The organism is Pantoea conspicua (assembly GCF_002095315.1).
Taxonomy (GTDB): Bacteria; Pseudomonadota; Gammaproteobacteria; order Enterobacterales; family Enterobacteriaceae; genus Pantoea; species Pantoea conspicua.
Genome location: NZ_MLFN01000011.1, coordinates 48,526 through 72,626, shown reverse-complemented (window position 1 = coordinate 72,626; position 24,101 = coordinate 48,526). Strand labels below are relative to the sequence as shown.

At 58.3% G+C, this 24,101-nt stretch carries 23 protein-coding genes and 4 pseudogenes; 20 read left to right on the top strand and 7 right to left on the bottom strand.

Annotated elements, in window-relative coordinates:
* Positions 1–37 precede the first annotated feature (37 nt).
* On the bottom strand, positions 38–187 hold the full coding sequence (locus HA41_RS21170) for a hypothetical protein (protein ID WP_208612748.1): 150 nt from the start codon (positions 185–187) through the stop codon (positions 38–40).
* Entirely contained in the window at positions 187–807 is a 621-nt protein-coding gene (locus tag HA41_RS21165; protein WP_208612747.1) for a hypothetical protein, read from the bottom strand. Before HA41_RS21165 ends, HA41_RS21170 begins: the two co-directional genes overlap by 1 nt.
* Before the next feature lie 148 nt (positions 808–955).
* On the opposite strand from HA41_RS21165, the gene HA41_RS06510 reads away from it, so the two are divergent.
* On the top strand, positions 956–1,819 hold the full coding sequence (locus tag HA41_RS06510; protein WP_094120081.1) for an NAD(P)-dependent oxidoreductase: 864 nt from the start codon (positions 956–958) through the stop codon (positions 1,817–1,819).
* Positions 1,816–2,592: an AraC family transcriptional regulator gene (locus tag HA41_RS06505; protein WP_094120080.1), complete on the top strand. Its 777-nt coding sequence runs from the start codon at positions 1,816–1,818 to the stop codon at positions 2,590–2,592. The genes HA41_RS06510 and HA41_RS06505 overlap by 4 nt, the downstream gene beginning before the upstream one ends.
* Here HA41_RS06505 and leuA read toward each other — a convergent pair.
* Positions 2,519–4,228 (bottom strand): 2-isopropylmalate synthase, encoded by a 1,710-nt coding sequence (gene leuA / locus HA41_RS06500; protein WP_094120079.1) that lies wholly within the window; start codon positions 4,226–4,228, stop codon positions 2,519–2,521. The genes HA41_RS06505 and leuA overlap by 74 nt on opposite strands.
* A 189-nt stretch (positions 4,229–4,417) precedes the next feature.
* On the opposite strand from leuA, the gene HA41_RS06490 reads away from it, so the two are divergent.
* From HA41_RS06490 to HA41_RS06455, 8 genes and pseudogenes are all read left to right on the top strand, one after another.
* Positions 4,418–5,434 carry a dipeptidase gene (locus HA41_RS06490; protein WP_094120077.1) on the top strand — a complete coding sequence of 339 codons (1,017 nt, stop codon included), beginning with the start codon at positions 4,418–4,420 and terminating at the stop codon, positions 5,432–5,434.
* A gap of 143 nt (positions 5,435–5,577) precedes the next feature.
* Positions 5,578–5,649 carry a pyrroloquinoline quinone precursor peptide PqqA gene (gene pqqA, locus HA41_RS06485; RefSeq protein ID WP_009090272.1) on the top strand — a complete coding sequence of 24 codons (72 nt, stop codon included), beginning with the start codon at positions 5,578–5,580 and terminating at the stop codon, positions 5,647–5,649.
* A 54-nt stretch (positions 5,650–5,703) separates the two neighbouring features.
* On the top strand, positions 5,704–6,621 hold the full coding sequence (gene pqqB, locus HA41_RS06480) for a pyrroloquinoline quinone biosynthesis protein PqqB (protein ID WP_094120076.1): 918 nt from the start codon (positions 5,704–5,706) through the stop codon (positions 6,619–6,621).
* A gap of 3 nt (positions 6,622–6,624) precedes the next feature.
* Entirely contained in the window at positions 6,625–7,380 is a 756-nt protein-coding gene (gene pqqC, locus HA41_RS06475) for a pyrroloquinoline-quinone synthase PqqC (protein WP_094120075.1), read from the top strand.
* A gap of 3 nt (positions 7,381–7,383) precedes the next feature.
* Entirely contained in the window at positions 7,384–7,662 is a 279-nt protein-coding gene (gene pqqD, locus HA41_RS06470) for a pyrroloquinoline quinone biosynthesis peptide chaperone PqqD (protein ID WP_094120093.1), read from the top strand.
* Positions 7,625–8,791, top strand: a complete 1,167-nt coding sequence (pqqE, locus tag HA41_RS06465; protein WP_162287201.1) for a pyrroloquinoline quinone biosynthesis protein PqqE — start codon at positions 7,625–7,627, stop codon at positions 8,789–8,791. Before pqqD ends, pqqE begins: the two co-directional genes overlap by 38 nt.
* A gap of 2 nt (positions 8,792–8,793) precedes the next feature.
* Complete coding sequence (gene pqqF / locus HA41_RS06460) at positions 8,794–11,148, top strand: pyrroloquinoline quinone biosynthesis protein PqqF (RefSeq protein ID WP_094120073.1); 2,355 nt, start codon at positions 8,794–8,796, stop codon at positions 11,146–11,148.
* Positions 11,149–11,266: 118 nt separating this feature from the next.
* Positions 11,267–11,850: pseudogene (locus tag HA41_RS06455) on the top strand (YceI family protein).
* Between the two features lie 43 nt (positions 11,851–11,893).
* Here the strand turns inward: HA41_RS06455 and dld are convergent.
* Positions 11,894–13,590, bottom strand: a pseudogene (gene dld, locus HA41_RS06450) (D-lactate dehydrogenase).
* A 459-nt stretch (positions 13,591–14,049) separates the two neighbouring features.
* Between dld and HA41_RS06445 the strand changes: the two are divergent.
* The 8 genes and pseudogenes from HA41_RS06445 to HA41_RS06410 all read left to right on the top strand — a co-directional run bounded on the left by HA41_RS06445 (position 14,050) and on the right by HA41_RS06410 (position 19,387).
* A pseudogene (locus HA41_RS06445) lies at positions 14,050–15,029 on the top strand (6-phosphofructokinase).
* 10 nt (positions 15,030–15,039) lie between these two features.
* The gene (locus tag HA41_RS06440; protein ID WP_031377537.1) at positions 15,040–15,354 is read left to right on the top strand and encodes a PTS sugar transporter subunit IIB; all 315 of its coding nucleotides are present in this window, start codon (positions 15,040–15,042) and stop codon (positions 15,352–15,354) included.
* Positions 15,347–16,714: a PTS sugar transporter subunit IIC gene (locus tag HA41_RS06435; RefSeq protein ID WP_094120072.1), complete on the top strand. Its 1,368-nt coding sequence runs from the start codon at positions 15,347–15,349 to the stop codon at positions 16,712–16,714. The genes HA41_RS06440 and HA41_RS06435 overlap by 8 nt, the downstream gene beginning before the upstream one ends.
* Positions 16,701–17,542 (top strand): annotated as a pseudogene (locus HA41_RS06430) (class II fructose-bisphosphate aldolase). The gene HA41_RS06435 and the pseudogene HA41_RS06430 overlap by 14 nt, the downstream one beginning before the upstream one ends.
* A 111-nt stretch (positions 17,543–17,653) precedes the next feature.
* Positions 17,654–17,923 carry a hypothetical protein gene (locus HA41_RS06425; protein ID WP_094120071.1) on the top strand — a complete coding sequence of 90 codons (270 nt, stop codon included), beginning with the start codon at positions 17,654–17,656 and terminating at the stop codon, positions 17,921–17,923.
* 9 nt (positions 17,924–17,932) lie between these two features.
* Positions 17,933–18,370, top strand: coding sequence for a PTS sugar transporter subunit IIA (locus tag HA41_RS06420; RefSeq protein WP_094120070.1), 438 nt, complete (start codon positions 17,933–17,935; stop codon positions 18,368–18,370).
* Positions 18,367–18,990, top strand: coding sequence for a P-loop nucleotide/nucleoside kinase family protein (locus HA41_RS06415; protein ID WP_094120069.1), 624 nt, complete (start codon positions 18,367–18,369; stop codon positions 18,988–18,990). Before HA41_RS06420 ends, HA41_RS06415 begins: the two co-directional genes overlap by 4 nt.
* Positions 18,959–19,387, top strand: coding sequence for a thiol-disulfide oxidoreductase DCC family protein (locus HA41_RS06410; protein WP_094120068.1), 429 nt, complete (start codon positions 18,959–18,961; stop codon positions 19,385–19,387). The genes HA41_RS06415 and HA41_RS06410 overlap by 32 nt, the downstream gene beginning before the upstream one ends.
* Before the next feature lie 26 nt (positions 19,388–19,413).
* Here the strand turns inward: HA41_RS06410 and HA41_RS06405 are convergent, their stop codons facing one another.
* Positions 19,414–20,349, bottom strand: coding sequence for a quinone oxidoreductase family protein (locus tag HA41_RS06405; RefSeq protein ID WP_094120067.1), 936 nt, complete (start codon positions 20,347–20,349; stop codon positions 19,414–19,416).
* Positions 20,350–20,421: 72 nt separating this feature from the next.
* On the opposite strand from HA41_RS06405, the gene HA41_RS06400 reads away from it, so the two are divergent.
* The gene (locus HA41_RS06400; RefSeq protein WP_094120066.1) at positions 20,422–20,907 is read left to right on the top strand and encodes a MarR family winged helix-turn-helix transcriptional regulator; all 486 of its coding nucleotides are present in this window, start codon (positions 20,422–20,424) and stop codon (positions 20,905–20,907) included.
* Between the two features lie 24 nt (positions 20,908–20,931).
* A complete protein-coding gene (gene psrA, locus HA41_RS06395; protein ID WP_094120065.1) occupies positions 20,932–21,831 on the top strand; it encodes an L-proline-binding transcription factor PsrA in 900 nt (299 codons plus the stop codon).
* On the opposite strand, the gene HA41_RS06390 is transcribed toward psrA, so the two are convergent.
* Positions 21,806–22,615: a molybdate ABC transporter substrate-binding protein gene (locus tag HA41_RS06390; RefSeq protein WP_094120064.1), complete on the bottom strand. Its 810-nt coding sequence runs from the start codon at positions 22,613–22,615 to the stop codon at positions 21,806–21,808. The two genes, psrA and HA41_RS06390, sit on opposite strands and share 26 nt — an antisense overlap.
* Before the next feature lie 10 nt (positions 22,616–22,625).
* On the bottom strand, positions 22,626–23,936 hold the full coding sequence (gene tcuC, locus HA41_RS06385; protein ID WP_094120063.1) for an MFS transporter: 1,311 nt from the start codon (positions 23,934–23,936) through the stop codon (positions 22,626–22,628).
* Between the last annotated feature and the right edge of the window lie 165 nt (positions 23,937–24,101).

The window sequence follows — 24,101 nt, the reverse complement described above, 5'->3', positions numbered from 1 at the left end:
GCTGTGCGCAAATAACCACCGTCAGCAGACTGCGGGATTAATCGCCGGCTGCGGCTTTATTCGCGGCACGCTTACGCGCTTTTTTACCGCGCCAGTACTCTTCCAGATAGGGCAGCATCTCCAGCAGGAAAATAGCGGACAGCACGAAAATAATATAACCGGTTGGCAGCGGATCGGCGCGCCACATCAGCTCAAAACGGGGCGCTCATCGCCGAAACCAAATAACGCCTGGAACTGCGACCAGTGCCGTGAAATAACCAGCAGCAGCGCCATCAGCGGCACCATCTCAAGAAAACTGTGAATATGCTGCTCGATCGGCTTGACCTCGCGCGCCGTCACCGCGTAGCTGACATCCCACAGCGCGGTGGCTTCGTGACAGAAAAACAGCACAATCATAAAGGCGAACACCAGCGCATTCACTTCTAAAAACAGGGCCGACAATAACGGCAGCCCCATCTCTAAAAACATCAGAATATGGATCCAGGTTTCTTTCAGGCCGGTGGTGTTTTCAATATCGGTCGCCCGATGACAGATCCAGTCGGCAAAGCCAGCAATAAGCCAGACGGGTAATACGAAATAAAGTAACAGAAGCATCTGCGGATCAAATTGCTGCATAAGGGGCGCTCTCAGAAATGAAAGTGAATAAAGCATAGTTCTGGGGTGGCAGTACGCAAAATGAGTCTGTACCGGAATGCGGAATATTCCCCGTCCCGATTGCCTGCGGCAAACCTGAACCTGTTTCATGGACGCAAAAAAAGAGATTGTACTGACGCCAGGGATATTCTCTGCGGGGAATTGCAGCGCCACTGCCGCATTCTCCAGTGGTTCCTCGTGCTGTTACGCTGGATTTTTTGGCCATTTGCCGCCAGGCTGGGGACGGCCTTTTTTACCCATGATGCGCCCATGCCTGCGGGGTGGTGCCGCATCACCTCGATAATGATCAAAGGGAGTCAGCATGAGTCAACAACCTGAAGTGGCGGTTCTGGGATTGGGTGCAATGGGGCACGCGTTTGCCGCCAACCTGCTGAAGAAAGGTTTTAAGGTTCATGGCTGGAACCGTACCCGCGCGCGCGGCGAGGATCTGCTGGACGCCGGATTGCAGCTGGCCGATTCCCCTGCGGAGGCCGTGGCGCAGGCAGATGTAGTGATTGCGATGCTGTCGGATGGTGAGACCACCGGGCAGGTGCTGCAGCAGAGTCAGGATGCGTTTAAATCGGGTGCCATCCTGTGTCAGATGGGCACCATTGGCGTGGAAAAAACCGACGCGCTGATCGCGTTATTCGCTGAAGCGCGCGGCGATATGCTGTTTATTGATGCGCCGGTCTCCGGCACCAAAGCGCCGGCGGAAAATGCCCAGATTCTGGTGCTGGCCAGTGGCGATCGCAGCCGCGCCGCCGCCGCGGAAACGGTATTCGCTGCGATTGGTAAAGGCACGCAGTGGCTGGGCGAGGCGGGCAAAAGTTCGCGCATGAAACTGGTGATCAACAGCTGGCTAATCGGCATGATGCAGAGCCTGGCGGAGAGCACCCAACTGGCGGCGCAGTTTGGTTTCTCGACCGACGACCTGTGGCAGGTGCTGGAGGGCGGTCCGCTGGCAGCACCCTATGCAAAAATGAAGCTGGGCATGATCGCCAGCGACGACTACACCCCGCAGATGAATCTGGTCTGGGCGCTGAAAGATGCGCGGCTGGCGCTGGAAGCCTCCGACACGCCACTGCCAGCACTGGCAAATATTGCAGATTTCTGGCAGCAGGCGGTGGATGACGGCCTCGGCGAACAGGATCTGGCGGTGGTTTATCGCTATCTGAAGGCGCAATGAGTTGTCCGCCGGGTTTTGACTTCAGCCAGCGTCCGCTGGTGCCGCTGGCGCATGATTATGCGCACGGTGCCAGCGAGCCGTGGCACCAGCATGATTGCGCCCAGCTGATCCACACGTTGAGCGGCGTGGTGCGGGTCGAAACCGAGTATGGCAGCTGGATTGTGCCACCTAGTCGTGGCGTCTGGCTCCCGGCCTTCACCCGTCATGCGCTGCAGATCACCGGCAGGGTGGCGGCCCGTACGCTGTTTATCCATCCGCTGGCGCGCGCCGATCTGCCCGCCAGTTGCCAGGTGGTGCAAATTACCCCACTGCTGCGCGAGCTGATTGTCAGCGCGCTGAGCCTGCCAGACGCCTATACGGCTGACAGTCGGGCTGAACGGATCGTGGAGTTAATACTGGATGAAATTCGCGGCATGGACGTGCTGCCGTTTGCGCTGCCAGCGCCACACAGTCCCCGCTTGCAGGCGCTGTGTGACCGCATTCAGCAGACGCCTGGCGAGAGCTGGACGCTGCAGCGTGCCAGCGACAGCCTCAACGTCTCAGGACGCACGCTGGCGCGCCACTTCAGCCGCGAAACCGGCCTGCAGTTCAGCGACTGGGTCCGGCGCGCCCGTCTCGCCATCGCCCTGACGCGGCTGGCACAGGGCGATTCGGTGCTGCAGGTGGCGCTGGATCTCGGCTATGAGAGTCCGAGTGCCTTCAGCGCGATGTTTCGTCGCCTGCTGGGCGTGGCGCCGACGGACTATTTTCCCTCAAACGACTCGCCGCATTAAACAGCGCCTGCAGTGCGGCGCGCGCCGTATCATTATCGATGCTCACGCCCCAGTAGCGGTTGCCACTGGCGTCCAGACAACTGATGTAGGCGACCGAGCGGCTCTCGCTGCGTTTACCCAGCGTGTGCTCGTGATAATCCTCAATGGTCAGCGACAGGTCGAAGCAGTGGCGCAGGGCATTCACGCCGGCCGACAGCCAGCCATTGCCACGGCCCTGTAACGTCAGGGTACGCGACCGATCGCTGACGCTGGCGTTAAGCGTCGTCTCGCCACCGCTGTCGCTCTGGCTGCGGGCATTCAGCAACTGCAGCCTCGGCTGGTCCACGCCATAGTGACGGCAAAACAGCTGCCACAGCGCGTAATGCGTCATTTCGCCGCCGTGACGATCGGTGTGCTGCTGTACGCAGCGGCTGAAATCCTGCTGTAAGCCGCGCGGCAACTGCAAGCCGTGATTTTGCTCCAGCAGCCAGGCAGCCCCGCCTTTGCCTGACTGGCTGTTCACGCGGATCACCGCTTCATAGCTGCAGCCGATATCGGCCGGATCGAGCGGCAGGTAGGGCATCTGCCAGCGGGCTTCCGGCTGGCTGGCACGCCAGGCGAATCCTTTACGGATCGCGTCCTGATGCGAACCGGAGAAGGCGGTAAACACCAGCTCACCGGCATAAGGATGGCGCGGATGGACCGGCAGTTGATTACAGCGGGTCACCACCTCGATCACCTCACTCATCTGACTGAAATCCAGCTGCGGTGCCACGCCCTGGGTGTAGAGATTGAGCGCCAGCGTCACCAGATCGACATTGCCGGTGCGCTCGCCGTTACCAAACAGGCAGCCTTCGACCCGGTCTGCGCCCGCCAGCAGCGCCAGCTCGGCACAGGCGACGCCGGTACCGCGATCGTTGTGTGGATGCACGCTGATACAGACCGCATCACGGCGGCTGAACTGGCGGCAAAACAGCTCAATCTGGTCGGCATAAACGTTGGGCGTGTTGACCTCCACCGTGGCGGGCAGGTTGATGATCATCGGACGATCGGCAGCTGGCTGCCAGATATCGGCCACCGCGTCACAAATCTCCAGTGCAAACGGCATTTCAGTAAAACAGAAGGTTTCCGGCGAATACTCAAAGGTCCATGCCGTCTCTGGCTGCGCCTCGCAGGCGGCGCGGATCTGCTGCGCACCGGCCGTTGCCAGCGCCACAATCTCCGCTTTGCTCTGTTTAAACACGCGCTCACGGAACAGCGGGGCGGTGGCGTTATACAGATGCACAATCGCCCGTGGCGCGCCCTGCAATGCTTCGAAGGTGCGCTCAATCAGATCGTGGCGCGCCTGGGTCAGTACCTGCAAGGTCACGTCATCAGGAATCCGGCGCTGTTCAATCAGATCGCGGACAAAATCAAAATCGGTCTGCGAGGCGGAGGGAAAGGCAACCTCAATCTCTTTAAAGCCACAGCGCAGCAGCAGTGCCCAGAATTCCATTTTGCGGGCGCGATCCATCGGCTGCGCCAGCGCCTGATTACCGTCGCGCAGATCGGTCGCCAGCCAGCGCGGTGCCTGCGTGATCTGACGGGCAGGCCACTGGCGATCGGGCAGGGTAATCAGCGGGGATGGACAGTATTTCTCAGCGGGATGGGTCAGCATTGTTCTCTCCTGGTGGTTTTTTACCAGTCTGGCGGCAGCGCGGCAGTGGCGCGCGCGCAATGCTGACAACCTGATGCGCAAAAGTGACAAGTGCGACCCATACCGCCATTGAACGCTGGGTGCGCTCGGGTTTGATGAATCCGCCTTGCAGCGGTAGCATGGCGCGATCTTTCTTACAGTCGGGTGTTTATGTTGATTTTTGATGGTCACAACGATCTGCTGCTGAACCTGTGGCTGCATCACCGTGATGCGCCGGTGCAGGCGTTTTATCGCGGCATTGCGCACGGGCACCTCGATTTCCCGCGCATTCAACAGGGCGGCATGGGCGGCGGGCTGTTTGCGATTTTCGTTCCGCCGCAGGAATATGTCGCCCGGATGGCACCGGAACGGGCGGCGGAGCCGTGGCAACCGCAGCAGATCATGTGGCAACAGCTGGCGATATTGCAGCAGCTGGCCGATGAATCGGACGGGCGGGCGCAACTCTGTCGTGACAGCGAGCAGATCGCGGCCTGCCGCGCCGCGGGCGTGCTGGCGATGGTGGCACATATCGAAGGGGCCGATGCGCTGGACGGTGACGGCGAGGCGTTACAGGCGTTCTGGCAGGCTGGTGTGCGCAGCATCGGCCCGTTCTGGAATTTGCCGAACCGCTTTGGTCACGGGGTGAATGGGGCGTTTCCCGGCTCGCCCGATACCGGACCCGGGCTGACATCGGCCGGTGAAGCGCTGATCCAGCAGGCCAATGCGCTGCGGATGATGATCGACGTCTCGCACATGAACGAAAAAGCGTTCCGGGATACCGCGCGTCTCTCCAGTGCGCCGCTGGTCGCCAGCCATTCCAATGCGCATGCGCTCTGTCCACAGCCGCGCAATCTGACCGATGCTCAGCTGCTGGCGATACGCGACAGCGGCGGGCTGGTCGGTATCAATTTCGGCAACGCATTTTTGCGCGCCGACGGACAGCGCGACAGTAACACCCCGTTGACAGAAATTGTTAAGCATTGTGATCATCTGTTGACGATAATGGGCAGCGACCATGTGGCCTTTGGCTCCGATTTTGACGGTATCACGCCGCCAGCAGCCCTGGGCGATGTCAGCGGTTTACCGCGTCTGCTCGCCGCTTTGCGGGAAGCGGGCTATGATCAGAGACTGACAGAGAAGCTGGCGTGGGGAAACTGGCAGCGGGTTTTAAGACAAACCGGTCTGTGATAACAATTTTCTTACTTCTTTCGGGTTGATCTCGACGCGCCATTGGCGCAACATCTGTCGGCAATTTTGTGACTCGGATCGCGTTTCACACCCGGCCGTTATTTTATGGCCGCTAATTTACTGTTACTAAAGAGGAAAAACTCATGTGGAAAAAACCAACTTTCGTTGATCTGCGTCTCGGCCTGGAAGTGACGCTGTACATCTCCAACCGTTAATAATTCTGCCCGCCCTCTGTGCGGGCATTTTGTTTCAACTTCTGGTTTTCCTTCATGTTTATTAAAGTCCTCGGCTCGGCCGCGGGTGGCGGATTTCCGCAGTGGAACTGCAACTGCGCCAACTGCCACGGCGTGCGCACTGGCACCCTACAGGCCAGTCCCCGTACACAATCATCGATTATTCTCAGCGATAATGGCGAAGACTGGGTGTTATGTAACGCCTCGCCCGACATCAGTCAGCAGATCCTGCATACGCCTGAATTAGTCCGTCACGGGGTGCTGCGCGGCACGGCGATCGGCGCCATTATCCTGACCGACAGCCAGATCGACCACACCACCGGGCTGCTCAGCCTGCGCGAAGGCTGTCCGCATCAGGTGTGGTGTACGCCGGAAGTGCATCAGGATCTCAGCAGCGGCTTTCCGGTCTTCCCGATGCTGACCCACTGGAACGGCGGTCTGCAGCACCGGCCCATTGCGCCGCTGACGCCGTTCAGCGTTGACGTCTGCCGCGATCTGCAGTTCACCGCGATTCCGATTCTCAGCAACGCACCGCCATATTCGCCTTACCGCGATCGGCCCCTGCCGGGCCATAACGTGGCGCTGTTTATCGAAAACCGCGCCAGCGGCCAGACGCTGCTGTATGCGCCGGGACTCGGTGAGCCGGATGCGGTGATCCTGCCGTGGCTGCAGAAAGCCGATTGCCTGCTGATTGACGGCACGGTATGGCAGGATGATGAGCTGCTGACCACCGGCGTGGGTAAAAATACCGGCAAAGCGATGGGCCACCTGGCGCTGGCGGAAGAGCAGGGGCTGATGGCACTGCTGGCCTCGCTGCCGGCTAAACGCAAAATTCTGATTCACATTAACAACACCAATCCGATCCTCAACGAGCAGTCACCTCAGCGTCAGTTTCTGACCGAGCAAGGGATAGAGGTGAGCTGGGACGGGATGGCGATCCACCTTCAGGACTAAATCATGCAGATCACTGACACGCTCTCGCCGCAGGCTTTTGAACAGGCGCTGCGCGACAAAGGCGCTTACTACCATATTCATCATCCGTATCACATCGCGATGCATAACGGTCAGGCGACGCGCGAGCAGATTCAGGGATGGGTGGCGAACCGTTTTTACTACCAGACCACCATTCCGCTGAAAGATGCCGCCATCATGGCCAACTGCCCCGATCCGTCGACCCGGCGCAAATGGGTGCAGCGTATTCTCGATCACGATGGCAGCAACGGCGCAGAGGGCGGCATTGAAGCCTGGCTGCAGCTGGGCGAAGCGGTCGGGCTGACGCGTGAAGAGCTGATCTCTGAGCGGCACGTGCTGCCGGGCGTGCGCTTTGCGGTTGACGCTTACGTCAATTTTGCCCGCCGCGCTAACTGGCAGGAAGCGGCCTGCAGTTCGCTGACCGAGCTGTTTGCGCCGCAGATCCATCAGTCGCGCCTCGACAGCTGGCCACAGCACTATCCGTGGATCAAAGAAGAGGGCTATTTCTACTTCCGCAGCCGCCTGAGCCAGGCGAACCGCGATGTGGAACACGGTCTGGCGCTGGCGCTGGAATTCTGCACCACCGCCGAAAAGCAGAACCGGATGCTGGAAATTTTGCAGTTTAAGCTCGATATTCTGTGGAGTATGCTCGACGCGATGACCATGGCCTATGAGCTGAAACGGCCGCCTTACCACACCGTCACCGACAAGGCGGCGTGGCACACCACCCGACTGGTATAAATGATGAACGAAAAATCTATTGCGGTGTTCCGCCGCGGCTACCGGCTACAGTGGGAAGCGGCGCAGGATAGCCATGTGGTGCTCTACCCGGAAGGAATGGCGAAGCTCAACGAAACGGCGGCGGCGATCCTCGCGCTGGTGGACGGTAAACAGGATATCGCCGCGATTATCGCCACGCTGGATAGCCAGTTCCCGGAAGCGGGCGGCGTCGGTGACGATGTGAAAGAGTTCCTGCAATCAGCCTATGAACAGAAGTGGATACAGTTCCGTGACCCCGCATAAACCTGGTGTAAATCCGCCGCTCTGGCTGCTGGCTGAGCTGACCTATCGCTGCCCGCTGCAGTGCCCGTACTGCTCGAACCCGCTCGATTTTGCGCAGCAGGAGAAAGAGCTGACCACCGAACAGTGGATCGAGGTGTTCCGTCAGGCACGCGCCATGGGCAGCGTACAGCTCGGTTTCTCGGGTGGTGAACCGCTGGTACGTAAGGATCTGCCGGAGCTGATTAAAGCCGCCCGCGACCTCGGCTTCTACACCAACCTGATCACTTCAGGCATTGGCCTCACCGAGAAAAAGCTGGATGCGTTCAGCGAAGCCGGGCTGGATCATATTCAGATCAGCTTCCAGGCCAGTGATGAAACTCTGAATGCCGCGCTGGCCGGATCGAAAAAAGCCTTCCAGCAGAAACTGGAGATGGCGAAAGCGGTGAAAGCACACGGCTACCCGATGGTGCTGAACTTCGTGCTGCACCGCCATAACATTGACCAGATCGATAAAATCATCGATCTCTGCATCGAACTGGAAGCGGATGACGTTGAACTGGCGACCTGCCAGTTTTATGGCTGGGCGCAGCTCAACCGGGAAGGCCTGCTGCCGACCCGCGAGCAAATCGCCCGCGCCGAAGCCGTGGTCAGCCGTTACCGGGAGCAGATGAGCGCCAGCGGCAACCTGACCAATCTGCTGTTCGTCACGCCAGATTATTATGAAGAACGTCCTAAAGGCTGTATGGGCGGCTGGGGTGCGATTTTCCTCAGCGTTACCCCGGAAGGGACGGCGCTGCCGTGCCACAGCGCGCGCCAGTTGCCGGTGGAGTTCCCGTCGGTGCTGAATCAGCGGCTGGATGACATCTGGTATCACTCGTTTGGTTTTAACCGTTATCGCGGTTACGACTGGATGCCTGAGCCGTGCCGCTCGTGCGACGAAAAAGAGAAAGATTTTGGCGGCTGCCGCTGTCAGGCATACATGCTGACCGGCAATGCCGACAACGCCGATCCGGTCTGCAGCAAATCACCGCATCATGGCAAAATCCTTGAAGCCCGCCGCGAAGCGGATTGCAGTGACATCAAAATTGGTCAGCTGCAGTTCCGTAATCGCAGTAATTCCCAGCTGATCTACAAGACCCGGAATCTGTAACGGTGCGCCGCCTGGAAATTAACGGCCTGCGGGTAGAACTGGTACATCAGCCCGATGCGCGCCAGGCCGCTGCGTTAATTCAGGTCGGCGCGGGCAGCCATGATGAACCAGACCGCTGGCCGGGACTGGCGCACCTGCTGGAGCATCTGTTGTTCACCGGCAGCACGGGCTGGCCGCAGGATGGGCGGTTGATGAGCTGGATTCAGGCGCAGGGCGGTCGGGTTAACGCCACTACGCTGGCGCGGCGCAGCGCCTGGTTCTTTGAGGTTGCGCCGTCCCGGCTGGCTGACGGGCTGGCACGGCTGCAGGATATGATCGCCCATCCGCTGCTCGATCATCAGGCGATTGGTCAGGAAGTGGCGGTGATTGATGCCGAATATCAGCTGATACAGCATCATCAGCCTTCCCGTACTGAGGCAGCGCTGCTGCATCTGGCTGCTTCACCGGCGGCATTTCAGCGCTTTCAGGTGGGCAGTCGGGCGGCGTTTGGCGAGGAGACAACTGCGCTGCAACAGGCGTTACGCCAGTTCCATCAGCGCCATTTTTATGCCGGCAATATGCAGCTCTGGCTGCAGGGCCCGCAGTCGCTGGATCAGCTGGAGCAGCTGGCGCACGCCTTTGCTGCGGAACTGCCGCAGGGCCAGTGGCAGCAGGAGGCGTCACGCCCCGAGCTGCCCGCCAGCGCCGCGTTCCGGCTGAGTGATAGCAATCCTGCGGCGCTGTGGCGTAGCTGGCTGCTGAATAGTAGTGACGGTGTCACTTTATGGCGCGAGTTTTTGCTGGATGAAGCGCCGGGTTCACTGCTGGCCACGCTTCGTCAACATCAACTGGCGGAGAGCCTGAGCCTGAAATGGCTCTATCAGGCGGATAACGCGGTCTGGCTGGCCGTTGGTATTGAGACGGATCAGCCTGAGGCGGTCAACGCGCTTTTCGACCGCTGGTTAACCGTACTCAGACAAACCGGTGAACCGCAGCATCGGCACTATCTTCAGCTGGCGCAACAGCGTTTCATGGCGCTGACCCCGCTGGATCAGTTACGTGAGCGCGCCTTCGGTTTTGAGGCGCAGGCGCCGCAGGCGGCAATCGACGTGTTTCCGTCATTGCTGGCCTCGCTGGCAGATGCGCCCGGCACCACGCTGGTCTGCAGCCCGCAGGCGGCGGCGGAAAACGTGCTGACTCAGGGCTTCAGTCTGGCGCTGCATCCCTGGCAGCCCGCGCCGCCCACCGCCCACCTGGCGCCAGACTTTACCTTCTACCCGCTGGCGGCGGAACTGACCGCCGGGCCACTGCCGTCACAGGCGGTGCCGTTACCGCATTGTTCTCCCGATCCGGACCCGGCCAGTCCGGGCGCTGAACCTCATTCCGACGCCGGTCCGGCCAGCAACACCGCCACGCTGCTGCTGCGACCGGAGTTTTTTTCGACATTCAGCCTGGCCATGGGTGAGACTTATGGCCGTCGGCTGCGTCCGCTGTTTGCCGCCTTGCGTCATCTGGGCGGCCGGGGCGAATGGCAGGAAGTGGAGGGCGTGTGGCAACTGACGCTGCAACTGACCGCCGATCTGAAGGTGGCCGACTGGGCGCTGTATCAGCTGGTGCTGGCACTGACGCCGCCGGTCAAAGCGGAATCGCCATCAGCACCCGATACGATTGCCATCCGTGCGCTGCTCCGGCAGTTGCCTTACCAGCTGGCAACCCACTTTACGCCGGGCAGCTGGCGTGCTCTGCTGACAGGCGGCAGCGTGGCGCTGCATACCCTGATTAGCCAACGGCTGAGCGCACTGTCGCTGCCGGTCAATCCGGCGTCACCGCCGATGCGGATGACGGCACAGAGTGGCATGACCGTGCTGCCACATGCCAGCCGCGACAACGCCTTGCTGCTGTTTATTCCGCTGCACAATGCCTCCCATTCGGTACCACAGGATGCCCGGCAACGGGTGGCGCTACAGGCGCTGGCGCTGCTGTATGAGCCGCGTTTTTTCCAGCGTTACCGGGTGGAGCAGCAGATAGGCTACGTGGTCAGCAGCCGCTATCTGCGCTGTGCCGATCAGGATGGCGTGCTGTTTGCGCTGCAGTCGCCCGATTACAGCGCGCTGTCGCTGCTGCGCTACTGCCGTAATTTCCTGCGTTCGCTGAATGGGACGCTGGCGACCTGCGACCTGGCGGCGTTAAAGGCTGCTCTGCACCGCGAGCGCTCTGATACGGCGCTGGCCCGGTTACGCCAGCTGAATGGCCTGGCTGAGCCGGACTCGGCGACGATTGAGACGCTGGACCACGCGAGGTTACAGCAGCTGCATCAGGAGCTGATTCAGGCCCGTCGCCGCTGGCGGGTGCTGTTTACTGCCGGTGGCGCAGCCTAAGCACCATCGGCAAGGTTGCTGAATTTATTTGAAAATTACCGACAAATCTCTTCACTGTTTATTCCCGCCGAATTGCACCACACTCACCTTACATTTTGAGTTGTACAAGGAATTTACCGTGAAGAACCTCAAGCGTGTTGCGCTGCCCCTGTTAGCCGTTGCCAGTCTGTATGTCCCTTTCTCTCAGGCAGAAGCGATGCACTACCAGCTCAATCCGGAGCATACCTCAGTGGTGGTCAGCTGGAATCATTTCGGTTTCTCACATCCGACCGCAGACATCCCGGATGCCAGCGGGTCGCTGGTGTTTGATAAAGACCATCCTGAGCAGTCCCGCGTTGACGTCACGCTGCCGGTCAGCAAAATCGACAGCCACGTTGCGGCACTGACCAAAGAATTTAACGGTGCAGACTATTTCGACACCGCGAAATACCCGACCGCGACCTTCCACAGCACCAAAGTGGTGGCGAAGGGCGACAACAAGTTTGACGTTGAAGGCAATCTGACCCTGAAAGGGATCACCAAACCGGTGACGCTGCACGCGACGCTGAACAAGCAGGGCGAGCATCCGATGGTGAAGAAGCAGGCGATTGGTTTGATGCCACCGGCACCATCAAGCGCTCCGACTTTAAGCTGGATAAATATGTGCCGGCGGTCGGTGATGAGGTTGAGCTGACCCTGTCGACAGAAGCCTACGCGAAGTAACAGCGCGCCATGCAACAGGGCAGCAGTTTCTGTTGCGTGGCTGTCATGACAGCCAGAATTTCTTCTTACTGGTTTTGCCTATCCCCGGATTAAAACTGTTGGTCGGGTCCAGCGTCTGCCAGTGCGCCGCGTGTTCGTCTGACGCGTGATAGAGATGGCCGACATTGTGTTCTGCCGGATACTTCGCACCGCGCTGCTCCAGCACCGCAATCACCGCCTGCTTAAACGCCTTCGCATCCACGCCCGGTTTCAGCACATAATCCTGATGATTGACGTAGCAGAAAAAATGGCCACAGCAGGAGTCGACCTGCACCTGTTCCGCCAGATGAGAGGGCAGCGCGATTCGCCAGGCCTCATCGTTACGCCGCAGCGCCACGTCAAACGCCACCAGCCGCTGATCGGGGTCATAGCCCAGATAATCGCAGTAGGAGATAGTGCAGCCGCCGACGCCGAAGCGTACCAGAAACGCATCACGGGCTTCCCGGTCGTTACACAGGAAGAAGTCACCCCGATTTTCATTAAAGAAGCGGGTCAGCAGACTCTCAAGCTCCGCCGTTTGCGGTGCCTCCACTTTGATCATCAGATGATGTTCAAATTTATCGCGATAGGCGAGGATGCGAGGCGCAACCGCACGCGGCGTAATCTGATTAAAGAATTGTAGCAATCGGTCCACACTGTTTCGCGGTAAAACGGCAGATGGCTGACCCGCACATCCCAGCGGGCTTTTTTTGCCATCAGGCCGGGCAGCGCCTGCGGACCGAGTTTGCCAATCGCCAGCATCATATGCTTGCTGTAACGCACCGTGAGATCAAAAGCGTTGCGATGGATATACTCAGCCTGAATCGGCAGCGCCTGCATCTCTGCCAGCAGCATCCGCCGTAGCGCCACCAGTTGCTGCTCATCGTCGCTGCCGATGTAGAAGGTCCGGGTCTGCGGACTGGCTTCAAAGGTCGGCAGACGCACCGCAAACACCACCACTTTACCAGCGCTGCCAGCGCTTTCATGCAGATATCGCCGATCGCCATTGAAGCGCGATGGGCTGTCCGCTGCGGTATCACGCAGCTGGCTGGCGTAGTCGTCAGCCCAGATTTTTCCCGCCCAGTCTGGTCGATCGCCGGTGGTGTAGTTCTGCTGCTCCAGCCGCTTCAACATCTCTTCCGGGGTCTCCCCCAGATCGATACCCAGATGATTCACCATCTCCAGCCGCCCATCGTTATGCAGACGTGCAAACAGTGATTTTTCGGTAAAGGCCGGCCCGCGTCGGATCAGCGATCCGCCGGAGTTATTACAGATGCCGCCGATCACCGATGCGCCGATACAGGACGATCCAATGACCGAGTGCGGTTCCCGGCCCAGTGGGGCGAGGATATTTTCCAGCTCGGTCAGGGTAGCACCCGGAAAGGCGATCACCTGATGCCCCTGATCGATCACCTGTACGCCTTTCAACCGGCGGGTACTGACAATCACCACCTCGCGGTCATAATCATTGCCATCCGGTGTGGAGCCGCCGGTCACGCCGGTATTGGCGGCCTGCATCAGCACGATGGCGTCGCTGGCGCAGCAGATTTGCAGGATTTGCCAAAGTTGAAGCAGCGTCTGTGGCACTACCACCGCCAGGGCTTCCCCCCGACCAACACGAAATCCTTTGGTGTACCACGCCTTATCATCTCGTTCAGTGAGCAAATGTTTCTCACCGACCAGATCGCCGAGCTGGCGAAGCATATGCTGCGAGGAAGTCATTTCATCTCATTATTCTGGTTAATAAGGGTTCTCATTGGACCGTCAGCAACATTCCTCTGTCAATCATCAATCATCCGCGAAATAACAAAAAAAGCGTGTTCAGTGTGTTTTTAATTCATTTTTACCGGTGCGTGTAACGCGAAAATAGCCAGCGAACCGGAAAAAATGAGGTGAAAATCACAAATCTGTAACGACAACACGGAGCTGTTATCGCGGCGGGCGAACCCTCAGCATTATTTCCGCCCATGAAAGTCTAAGTCACTGATTTTTTTATATTCTGCAAATTTCCGGCGTGGCTTTATTTTGTGATCTGACTCACAAATAAACCGGTTAATTAAACGCTGTCAATCTCTGCCCGGAAAAAAATACCGTGCGTAATTGTGATCTCCATTGCAAATAACAACTCCTTATCCCGGAACAATGAACGCCAGCACCAATTACGTCAGCGGGGTAAAAGTGATGCGAATCGGAATGGTTATTAGCGGCGGCGATGTCAGCGGTATTAATAATTTTGTTTTTCAGCTCGGTCGTCTGACACAGGCGGAGATCGTTATATTCGATGGGGGCATTCCTGGCTTATTAGCGCATCATCATCGTGATATAAGCCCGCGCGATCTGCTCGACTTTGCTATCGCCCCGATCCCGGTGATGCAATCAGGCCGGACGCAAAAAAATTACTGCGCAGTGAATATGAATTAATTGCCCGCCAGCTGAAAAGCGCCCGCATCGATCTATTAATCATGGCGGGCGGGGACGGCTCACTGCAATTTCTGCATACTCTGTCGGAGTTCGGCGTCAATTGTTTTGGTGTCGGCATGACGATTGATAACGATGTATTTGGCAGTGACTATACCCTCGGCTTTTCCACCGCCTGCGAGCAGGTGCTGAAAGAGGTGGCAAAACTGCGTAATACCGGGCGCGCACTGCCCGGACGAGTCTTTATGCTGGAGCTGCTCGGCGGCTATTGTGGCGAGTTAACTCTGCAGTCGGCCCTGAAATCCAACGCCGATTTTGCCCTGATCCCGGAGTGTCAGATCCCGCTGCCGCAGCTGGCCCAGCGTATCACCCAGCGGCTGGCGCAGCAGAATAGCGTGGTGATCCTCTGCTCAGAAGGTTACACCCGTGAATACTCGCCCGGTTTTCAGGGGGCGATCGATACCTTAATCAAACAGCTTGAACCGTTAATTGGTGTGCGTATCCGCAAAACCATTCTCGGTTACGGATTGCGTAATGGTGAGCCGACCTGCGAGGAAATTTATCAGGGCACCATTATGGCCAGTGAAGTGGTGCGTTGTATTCAGTCGGGAATGCGTAATAAAGCCGTCATTATTAATGGCAGCAATAAACCGATTCCGATTGATTTAATAAGCATGCAAAAACGCCTGGTCGATACTGACGGGCATCATTACAAACTCGCTAAACAACTGAATATATTGTGAGGAGATAACCATGCTGAAAATTTTATGTGTTTGTGGCTGCGGATTAGGGTCCAGCTTTGCGATTGAGATGAGCGCAAAAGCGGTATTAAAAAAGCTGGAAATTGACGCGGATATTGATCACACCACCATTTCAGAAGCCAATGCGTTTAAATCAGACATGATTCTGACGCAAAAAGCCTTTGCCGATGTGTTAAATGCCGACGCCAGTCCGGAACAGATCAAACGGGTCATTATTCTTAATAAGCTCACCGATAAAGCGGAAATAGAGCAGAAGATTGTGGCCTTTTTAAAGGAACGCAACATGAAGGTCGCTGCCCATGAATAGTGTGATCGACTTCCTGGTAAAAGATTTATTAGGGCAGGCCTCGATTCTGATCGCCTTTATTGCCCTGATCGGTCTGTTACTGCAAAAAAAATCGGCGGGCAAGGTGGTGGAAGGCACCTTTAAAACCCTGCTGGGCTTTTTAATTATGATGGCCGGGATCAATATCATTGTCGGCACGCTGACCTTCCTCAACACCATTTTTACCCACGGCTTCGGCATGCAGGGCTATATCACCGATGTGGCGGCGATTGCCGGGCTGGCGAATCGGGAGCTGGGATCGGAAGTGGCGCTGACGCTGCTGGTGATCTTTATCGTCAATATCATCATCGCCCGTATTACGCCGTTTAAGTACATTTTCCTCACCGGCCAGGCGCTGCTGTGGATGGCGACGATTGGTGCAGTGATTGGCTACAAAGCCGGGCTGACCGGCCTGCCGCTGATCCTCACCGGCGGTATTTTCGGCGGGATTATGGCGGTGGTGATGCCTGCGCTGGCGCAACCGGTCGTCCGCCGGATTACGGATTCCGATGATGTCGCGCTGGGTCACTTCTGCACCATCGGCTATCTGGTGACGGCGGCGGTGGCAAAAGTGGTCGGCAAAGGCTCGCGCTCGACCGAAGATCTCAAGCTGCCGGATAACTTCAAATTCCTGCAGGACACTTATTTGTCGATGGCGCTGGTGATGGTGCCGATGTACCTGATTCCGGCGGTGGCGGCCGGTCCGGCATTTATCGCTCAGTACAGTAACGGCATGAACTACCTGATGTACGCCTTTATGCAGTCGATTCAGTTCGTTGCCGGGGTGTTCGTGCTCTATAGCGGGGTCCGTCTGCTGCTTAACGAACTGGTGCCGGCGTTCCGCGGCATTGCGATGCGGGTGGTGCCGGACGCTAAACCGGCGCTCGACTGCCCGGTGATGTTTCCCTACGCGCCGAACGCGGTGATTGTCGGTTTCCTGGCCACCACCCTCGGCTCCATCGTTGGCATGCTCGTCTTTCCGATGTTTGGCCTGGCGATGATCCTGCCGGGACTGCTGACCAACTTCTTCGCCGGCGGCACTGCCGGGGTGTTTGGTAATGCTATCGGCGGCCGGCGCGGGGCGATGATTGGCGGCTTTGTCCACGGCCTGTTCATCACGCTACTGCCCGCCATTCTGGTCCCGATGCTGGAGAGCTACGGCTTCACCGGTGTCACCTTCAGCGACTCCGACGTGATCAGCACCGGTCTGGTACTGGGCCACGCCTTCCAGAACAACTGGCTGTTTGTCGCGCTGTTTATCGCTTTCGTAACTGCACTCGCCTGGTTTGTTAACGGGAAATCCACTAAGCCACAAGAGGAAAAAATTCATGAAACTTTATAATTTCGCCGATCTGTTACAGCTGGCTAAGCAACGCGATTTTAAAGCGGTCGGCTCATTTAATCTGCACTGTCTGGAGATGCTGCCCGCCTATTTTAAAGCGGCGGAAAAACCAATAGCCCGTTAATGATTCAGATCTCTACCGGCACGGCGAAATATCTCGGCCATAAACTGCTGGTTGATGCAATTAAATCGCTGTCCGAAAGTACCGGCGTGCCAACCTGTCTGCATCTCGATCACTGTTCCGATTTAGCGGCGATTCAGATCGCTATCGATGCGGGCTTCAGTTCGGTAATGTATGACGGTTCACATCTGCTTATTGACGAGAATATTGCCAATACCCGCCGGGTGATCGATATGGCGCGGCCACATAATGTCTCGGTTGAAGCGGAACTCGGGGCGATTGGCGGGTCGGAAGATGGTAAATGCGTGGAGATGGAGGCGATAGCGTTTACGCCGGTAGAAGATGCATGCCGCTTCGTCGAGGAGACCGGCGTCGATATGCTGGCGATTTCAATCGGCACCGTGCATGGCCTCTATACCGGTAAAGCGCATATCCAGCATCAGCGGCTGGCGGACATCACTGCCGCCACCCATACGCCGCTGGTGCTGCACGGCGGGACCGGGGTCAGTGACGAAGATATGCGTTTAGCGGTCAGCAGCGGCATTGAAAAGGTGAATGTCGGCACGGAAATGAACGTGCAGTGGGTGGCGCAGTGCAAAAGCACCTTTGAAAAAGGCAAGGTCAACGACAGCGTGCGTAATTTCCTGGTGCCAGCCAATGATGCGGTAACCAGCGTGCTGGTAGAGAAGATGCAGTTATTCCGTTAACCGGTGGGGATAAGGGCGTGACAGTCGTCAGCCCGTCTGTTCACCGGCCATTCCGATGTTAATTAAGCCATAATCTGAGGTGCCCCGGCGCCATTCGGGGCAGGAGACGCTATGTTTGGATTCTTAAAAAAGTCGCCGGCGGAGGTTCAGCCGGACGACGATCAGCAGGATCATCTGGCGCAAATAAGCCGTGAAAAAATAACCGAACTGGAAAATAAGCTGGCAATCGATCCGCGTAATGGCGAAACGCAAAAGCAATTAATGCTGGAATATAATCGGGCATTAAGTGTATTTGCTAAAAGTCGTCACTACCGCAATGAAATCGATGCGCTGTTTGTCAAAATCGATGAATTACGCAATGTCATTCGCCAGTCGATTTAAGGAGCCGTGATGAGCATTAAGCAGTTATTGCAGCAAGCCAACGCGATTCAGGTCGGGATTGACGCCACGGACTGGCGTCAGGTGATTGCGCTGGCCGCCGAGCCGCTGGTCAGCGGTGGCTATCTTCACGCCAGCTACCCGGATGCGGTGATCGCCAATACCCTGGCTCATGGTGCCTATTATGTGTTTGAAGAGGGGATTGCCATTCCCCATGCGCGGCCGGAGGCCGGGGTGATTCGTGACTGTTTCAGCCTGATTGTGCTGGCTGAGCCGATCTCCTTTGACGGCAGCGATAAAGCCGACATTGTGATTATGTTTGGTGCCCGTGACAGCAATGCGCACATCGAAGAGGGTATCCGCGCCATCGTGTCGCTGCTGGAGGATGCGGAGACGCTGGTGAAATTGCGCCAGGCCAGCAGCGTCGCGGAGGTTATCGACATCTTATGATCACTAAAAATCCGTTAAAGCGCGTGGTGCTGGTCAACGGCATTCCCGCCTCTGGCAAAAGCACGCTGACGCGGGCGCTGTCTCAGCGTTTCGGCTGGCCGATCCTGACACTCGATAGCCTGAAGGAACCTTTTATGGCCTGCTTCGCGCCGGTGGATCGGCAGCGCAACCGGCAGCTCGGCTGCGCTGCCTATCAGGCGATCTGGAACATTGTCGGCCAGGCACCAGCCAGTCAGATCTGGCTGATTGACGCCTGGTTCGGCTTCCAGCCGCGCGCGCTGCTGGAGCAGGGGCTGCAACAGGCTGGGGTTGGCGCGGTACTGGAGCTGTGGATGCAGATCACGCCGGAGGAGGCCGTGGCGCGTTATCAGGCGCGGCTGACACAGCGGTTGCCCGGTCATCCCGGTGCGGAATACCTGCCAGAACTGCATCAGCTGGCGCAACAGGCGCAGCCGATGGCGCTGGGGCCGGTGCTGCCCGTCAACACTGTCGCCCAGGATGAGGCCGCCGTCACGCGCTGGTTACAGCAACAGCTGGAGAGAAACAGCTACACTTCACCTCAATGTCCGACCATTGAGGAGTTGCAGGATGTCATCACCCCCTTATCTGCAAACCGGTGAGAGTGCCGTGCTGTATGACGGCGTCTGTAAGCTGTGCAACGGCTGGGTCCGGTTCCTGCTGCGCCATCGGCTGGCGCGGCAGGTTCGTTTTGCGGCGGTACAGAGCGAGCAGGGTAAGGCGCTGCTGCGCTGGGCGGGCTTACCAGAAGAGAACGTCAGTACCATTGTCTATATCGCCGGTGACCAGCACTGGTTGCGGGCACAGGCGGTATTTCGCGTTATGCGGCATCTGCCGGCACCCTGGCGCGGCCTCGGCGTATTGCGCCATTTCCCTGATGCCATCAGCAATTTCGCTTACGACCGCATCGCCTTAAATCGCTATAAGCTGTTTGGCCGCTACGACAGCCAGCAGGCGATTACGCCCGATTATCCTGAGCGCTTTTTGCATCCACTGTAACCGCCGCGCTGAAGCGGATTGAGAATTTACAGGGTAAACACGGTCCGGCAGCGGCTGTCGTCTTCGTCCCACGCCTGCGCGACCTCGCTTAACGGACGTGTGCGGAAAGGCACTGAAAAATGGTGTGGTCCGGCGGCCTGCAGCATTTCGCCAATTGAGGCGATTAACTCGCTATCAGAGACGCTGCCGAGGCCGCTGCCCATCAGCGTCAATCCGGATGAACGCAGCAGTTTACTGTGCAGCGGAATCTCCTGTCCGCTCAGCGAACCAATCTGCACAAAGCGCACTACCTTGTCGCCGCCGCGCACCGCCGCCGCCATGATCGCCAGCGCACTCTCACCCCATAAATAATCCAGCACCACATCCACGCCTTGCGCCATCAGTGCGGGCAGTTCTGTCGTCAGCGTATCCAGCGTCAGGATGATATCAGCCCCCTCGTGCTGTAACTGTTGCAGCGTCTCTTTGTTGCGGCCGGTGGCAATGATTTTCCCGGCGCCCAGACTGCGTGCGATGCGGATCGCCAGCCGACCTGAGGTACCGGTGGCTCCGTTAATCAGCACCGTTTCCCCTGGCCGCAGCGCCGCCCGGCGGGTCAGGGCCGTCCACGAGGACATACCGGGATTGGCAATCGCCGCGGCGATGACCGGGTCCAGCGTCGGCGGCAGCGGAATCAGGCTTTCGCGACGCACCAGGGTGGTCTCTGCCATGCTGCCCCAGCTTCCGTCAAACGCCAGAAAGTAGACCGGATCGCCGTTATCGAGATAGCCGGTGCCGTCAATGCCGGGAATAAACGGATAGTGCGCGGCTGAACTGTAATGGGTGCCCGCCGCACGAGATTTCGCCAGCTGGCTGATGGCGGCGGCTTTCACCCTGACCCGCAGCTGCTGTGCGGTCGCCTGGGGTTCAGGAAAATCACCGTAGTGCGGTTTTTCACCTGACTGCGCGATGATGGCTGCTTTCATAGAGGGTGGCCTTCTGTCAGCGGTTAAATGAGTGTAGAGTACACACATTATTCCTGCCTCGGGATGGCGTCAATGAAAAAGGTGCAAAATACACATAATGGTCAGTTTGATGCACTGCACAACAGCTTACTGACCCTTGTCGGGGCGTTTAACCGCCCTCAGCGCGACCTGGCGATGATCAGGGGTGCTGGCATTGAACTTGATCGCGCACTGTTCCCACTGCTGGTGCAGGTCGGCCGGTTCGGACCGATCGGCGTCGGGGAACTGGCCGATCGGGTGGGGCGCGATTACACCACCGTCAGTCGGCAGGTGGCGAAGCTGGAAGAGACCGGTCTGGTCCGGCGCCAGAAAAATGGCAGTGACAAACGCATCAACGAGGCGGCAATCACCCCGGCCGGCACAGCAATGACCGATAGAATTGATGCGCAACGGGTGCAGATCTACCAGCGGGTGTTTGCGCACTGGCCGGAGGAGGATCGTGCCGCGCTGGAGCAGTTACTGCAGCGTTTCGTCAACGATTTCAGCGCGTTGCGTGGCGACGAGCGGGAGGAGGCCTGATGCGCAGAAGAGGAGGAAGTCACTATGCCGGTTAATGTTGATCTCAACGATCTCTATGCGTTCCGCGCGCTGGTGGAGTACGGCAATTTTCGCCTCGCGGCGGATTCGATCTGCCTGTCGCAGTCGGCCCTGAGCCGCAGAATAGACAAGCTCGAAACGGTGCTGGGTATTCGCCTCTTTGAACGCACCACACGGCGGGTCACCCTGACGTTAAAGGGACACGCCTTTGCCGAGCGATCGGACAAGCTGCTGGTGGATTTTGAAGAGGTGATGGCCGATCTGAGTGAGGTCAGCATGACCCGTACCGGCCTGATCACCGTCGCCTGTGTGCCTTCCGCCGCCTATTACTTCATGCCCAATATCATCCGGCTATTTCAGGCTCGCTATCCGCGGGTGCGGGTTAAGTTGATCGATAGCAGCGCCGCCAATGTTTATGACGCGGTGATAGGCGGTCAGGCGGATTTTGGTATCAGCTTCTCCGGCCGTAGCCAGCCCGATGTGCATTTTCTGCCGCTGCGCGACGATCCTTATGTGGCGGCCTGCCGGCATGAGCACCCGATTGCGGCGAAAGCGAGCCTGAGCTGGCACCAATTTTATCAGCAGGCCTGGATCGGGCTGGATAAAACCTCCGGTAACCGTAACCTGCTCGATCAGGCGCTGGCGCACATCGTGCCGGAGAAGGCGTGCATCTGCGAAACCCGGCATGTCACCACCATGCTGGGCATGGTCGAAGCGGGCCTGGGCATTGCTGCGGTGCCCGCGATGTCGATGCCGGTTTCGGGGCATTCTGCGCTGGCCTCGGTGCCGCTGACCGATCCGCCGGTTTTACGCACCGTGGGTCTGCTGCGTAAAACCGGTCGGACGCTGTCGCATCTGGCCGTCGAGCTGGAAACGCTGATTATTGAACAGTATCAGGCTGGGTGACGCGGGTCGGCTGCGACGTCACGATCGGGTGCAACCCGGTCTCACGTACCACCTGTTGAACCTCGGGCGAGGCGAGCCAGCGCAGCAGCTGACGCGCCTCGTCCGGCTGCGCGGACTGCCGGACCACCGCACCGGCAAAGCGGGTGGTGTATTGTAATGTGTCCGGCAACTCGCCGACGAAAGTGACCCCGGCGACCGGCAGCAGCTCACTGACCTGCTGAAACCCGATGCTGTATTTGCCTGCCGCGACCTGCGAGGCGACCGGAATGCGTTCGACTTTAAATGCCTTCGCCCTGACCTGATCCTCAATCCCCAGTCGGCTGAAAAGTTGACTGCTGACGTATTTGCCGCTGGCACTGTCTGAATAGGCGATCGAGCGGGCATTGAGCAGCGTGCGGCGCAGCGCGCTTTCGCTGTCGATAGTCACCGGCGTTGCACCCTGACTGATCACCGCACCGATGCGGGAATCGGCCAGTTCAACCCGTGAACCGGGCAGCGTGCGGCCCTGTTTTTCCAGATCGCCCAGCGCGTCGCCCACCATAATCACCAGGTCGGCGGATTCACCCCGCGCCAGCCGGGCCGGGATCGCCTGTGGCGTACTGCCCATCGAGGGGCCAGCGACGGTCCGGATCTGAATGCCTTCACGTTGCGCATAGCGCGGTGATAATTTATCCCATGCCGCTTTAAAGCCGCCGGAGATCATCACGGTCAGTTCTTTGGTCTGCGCGCAGGCACTGCCCGCGACGCTGCTCAGCAGAGCAATGAATAATAAACAACGTTTCATGCAGGTTTCCTTAGCTGAAGGATTTACGGGTCTGCGGCAGGCGCTCGCTGGTTCGGCGGTAGAGGTAGAGGGTTGCCAGCAGGGCACAGACTGCGGCAAAACTCATCCAGTAGCCGGGCGAGGCTTTATCCCCGGTCAGCTCAATCAGGCCAGTAGACATCACCGGCGTGAAGCCGCCAAACAACGCGGTCGCCAGGCTGTAGGCCAGCGAGAAGCCCGCCACCCGCACTTCGGCTGGCATAATTTCGGTCAGTGCCGGGATCATCGCGCCGTTATACAGGCCGTAGATCATTGAAAGCCACAACAATACGCCCAGCATCATCGAGAAGCCCGGAGCCGCCGCCAGCAGGCTCAGCGCCGGATAGGAGGTTGCCAGCGCCAGCAGTGTCATGGTGATCAGAATCGGCTTGCGGCCAAAACGATCTGACAGCGCGCCGCCAATCGGCAGCCAGATAAAGTTCGACACCGCCACCAGTAATGTCACCAGCAGGCTGTCAGAGGCGCTGAGCAGCAGCACTTTCTTGCCAAAGGTCGGCGCGTAGACGGTAATCAGGTAAAACGCCGTCGTGGTCATCGCCACCATCAGCATCCCGGCAATCACCACCTGCCAGTTGGCGAGCAGGATGCGGAATACCTGCTTCACATCAGGATGGCTGCGACGGTCGTTGAACGCCTGAGTCTCTTCCAGCTTGCGGCGTAGCACGAAAATAAACGGCACGATCATGCAGCCAAACAGGAACGGAATGCGCCAGCCCCAGTCGCGGATGGCGCTCTCTTCCAGCACTGCGTTGAGGATAAAGCCCATTGCCGCGGCTACCATGATCGCCACCTGCTGACTGCCCGATTGCCAGCTGGTATAGAAGCCTTTACGGCCTGGTGTGGCGATCTCGGCCAGATAGACAGAAACGCCGCCCAGCTCCGCTCCGGCGGAAAAGCCCTGCAGCAGACGTCCCAGCAGCACCAGTAGCGGCGCCCACAGGCCAATACTCTGGTAAGAGGGGATCAGCACAATCATGAAGGTGCCTGCTGCCATGATTGACAGCGTCACAATCAGCCCCTTACGGCGGCCCACTTTGTCAATATAGGCACCCAGCACCACCGCGCCGAGCGGACGCATCAGGAAACCGGCACCAAACACGGCAAAGGTCATCATCAGCGAAGCAAATTCACTGCTGGCCGGAAAGAAGGTATGGGCGATGTAGGTGGCATAAAAACCAAACAGGAAGAAATCAAACTGCTCAAGAAAGTTACCTGAGGTAACACGAAATATTGCGCCGATCCGGGCGCGGGTGGAAAGCGTAGAGGGTGAGGGGGTTTGCATCAGTGAGCTCCAGTCTGTGAATGACGCTTTTTACCGCGCCTGTCATCGAAGAGTGGATCAGCGACCAGCGGTAAATAAGTGCAAAAAGGGCATGGATTGATGCGTGACCTGCATGATTCAGACAGGGTGAAGCCATAAAGTCAGCAATATCAGGTGATTAGTCGT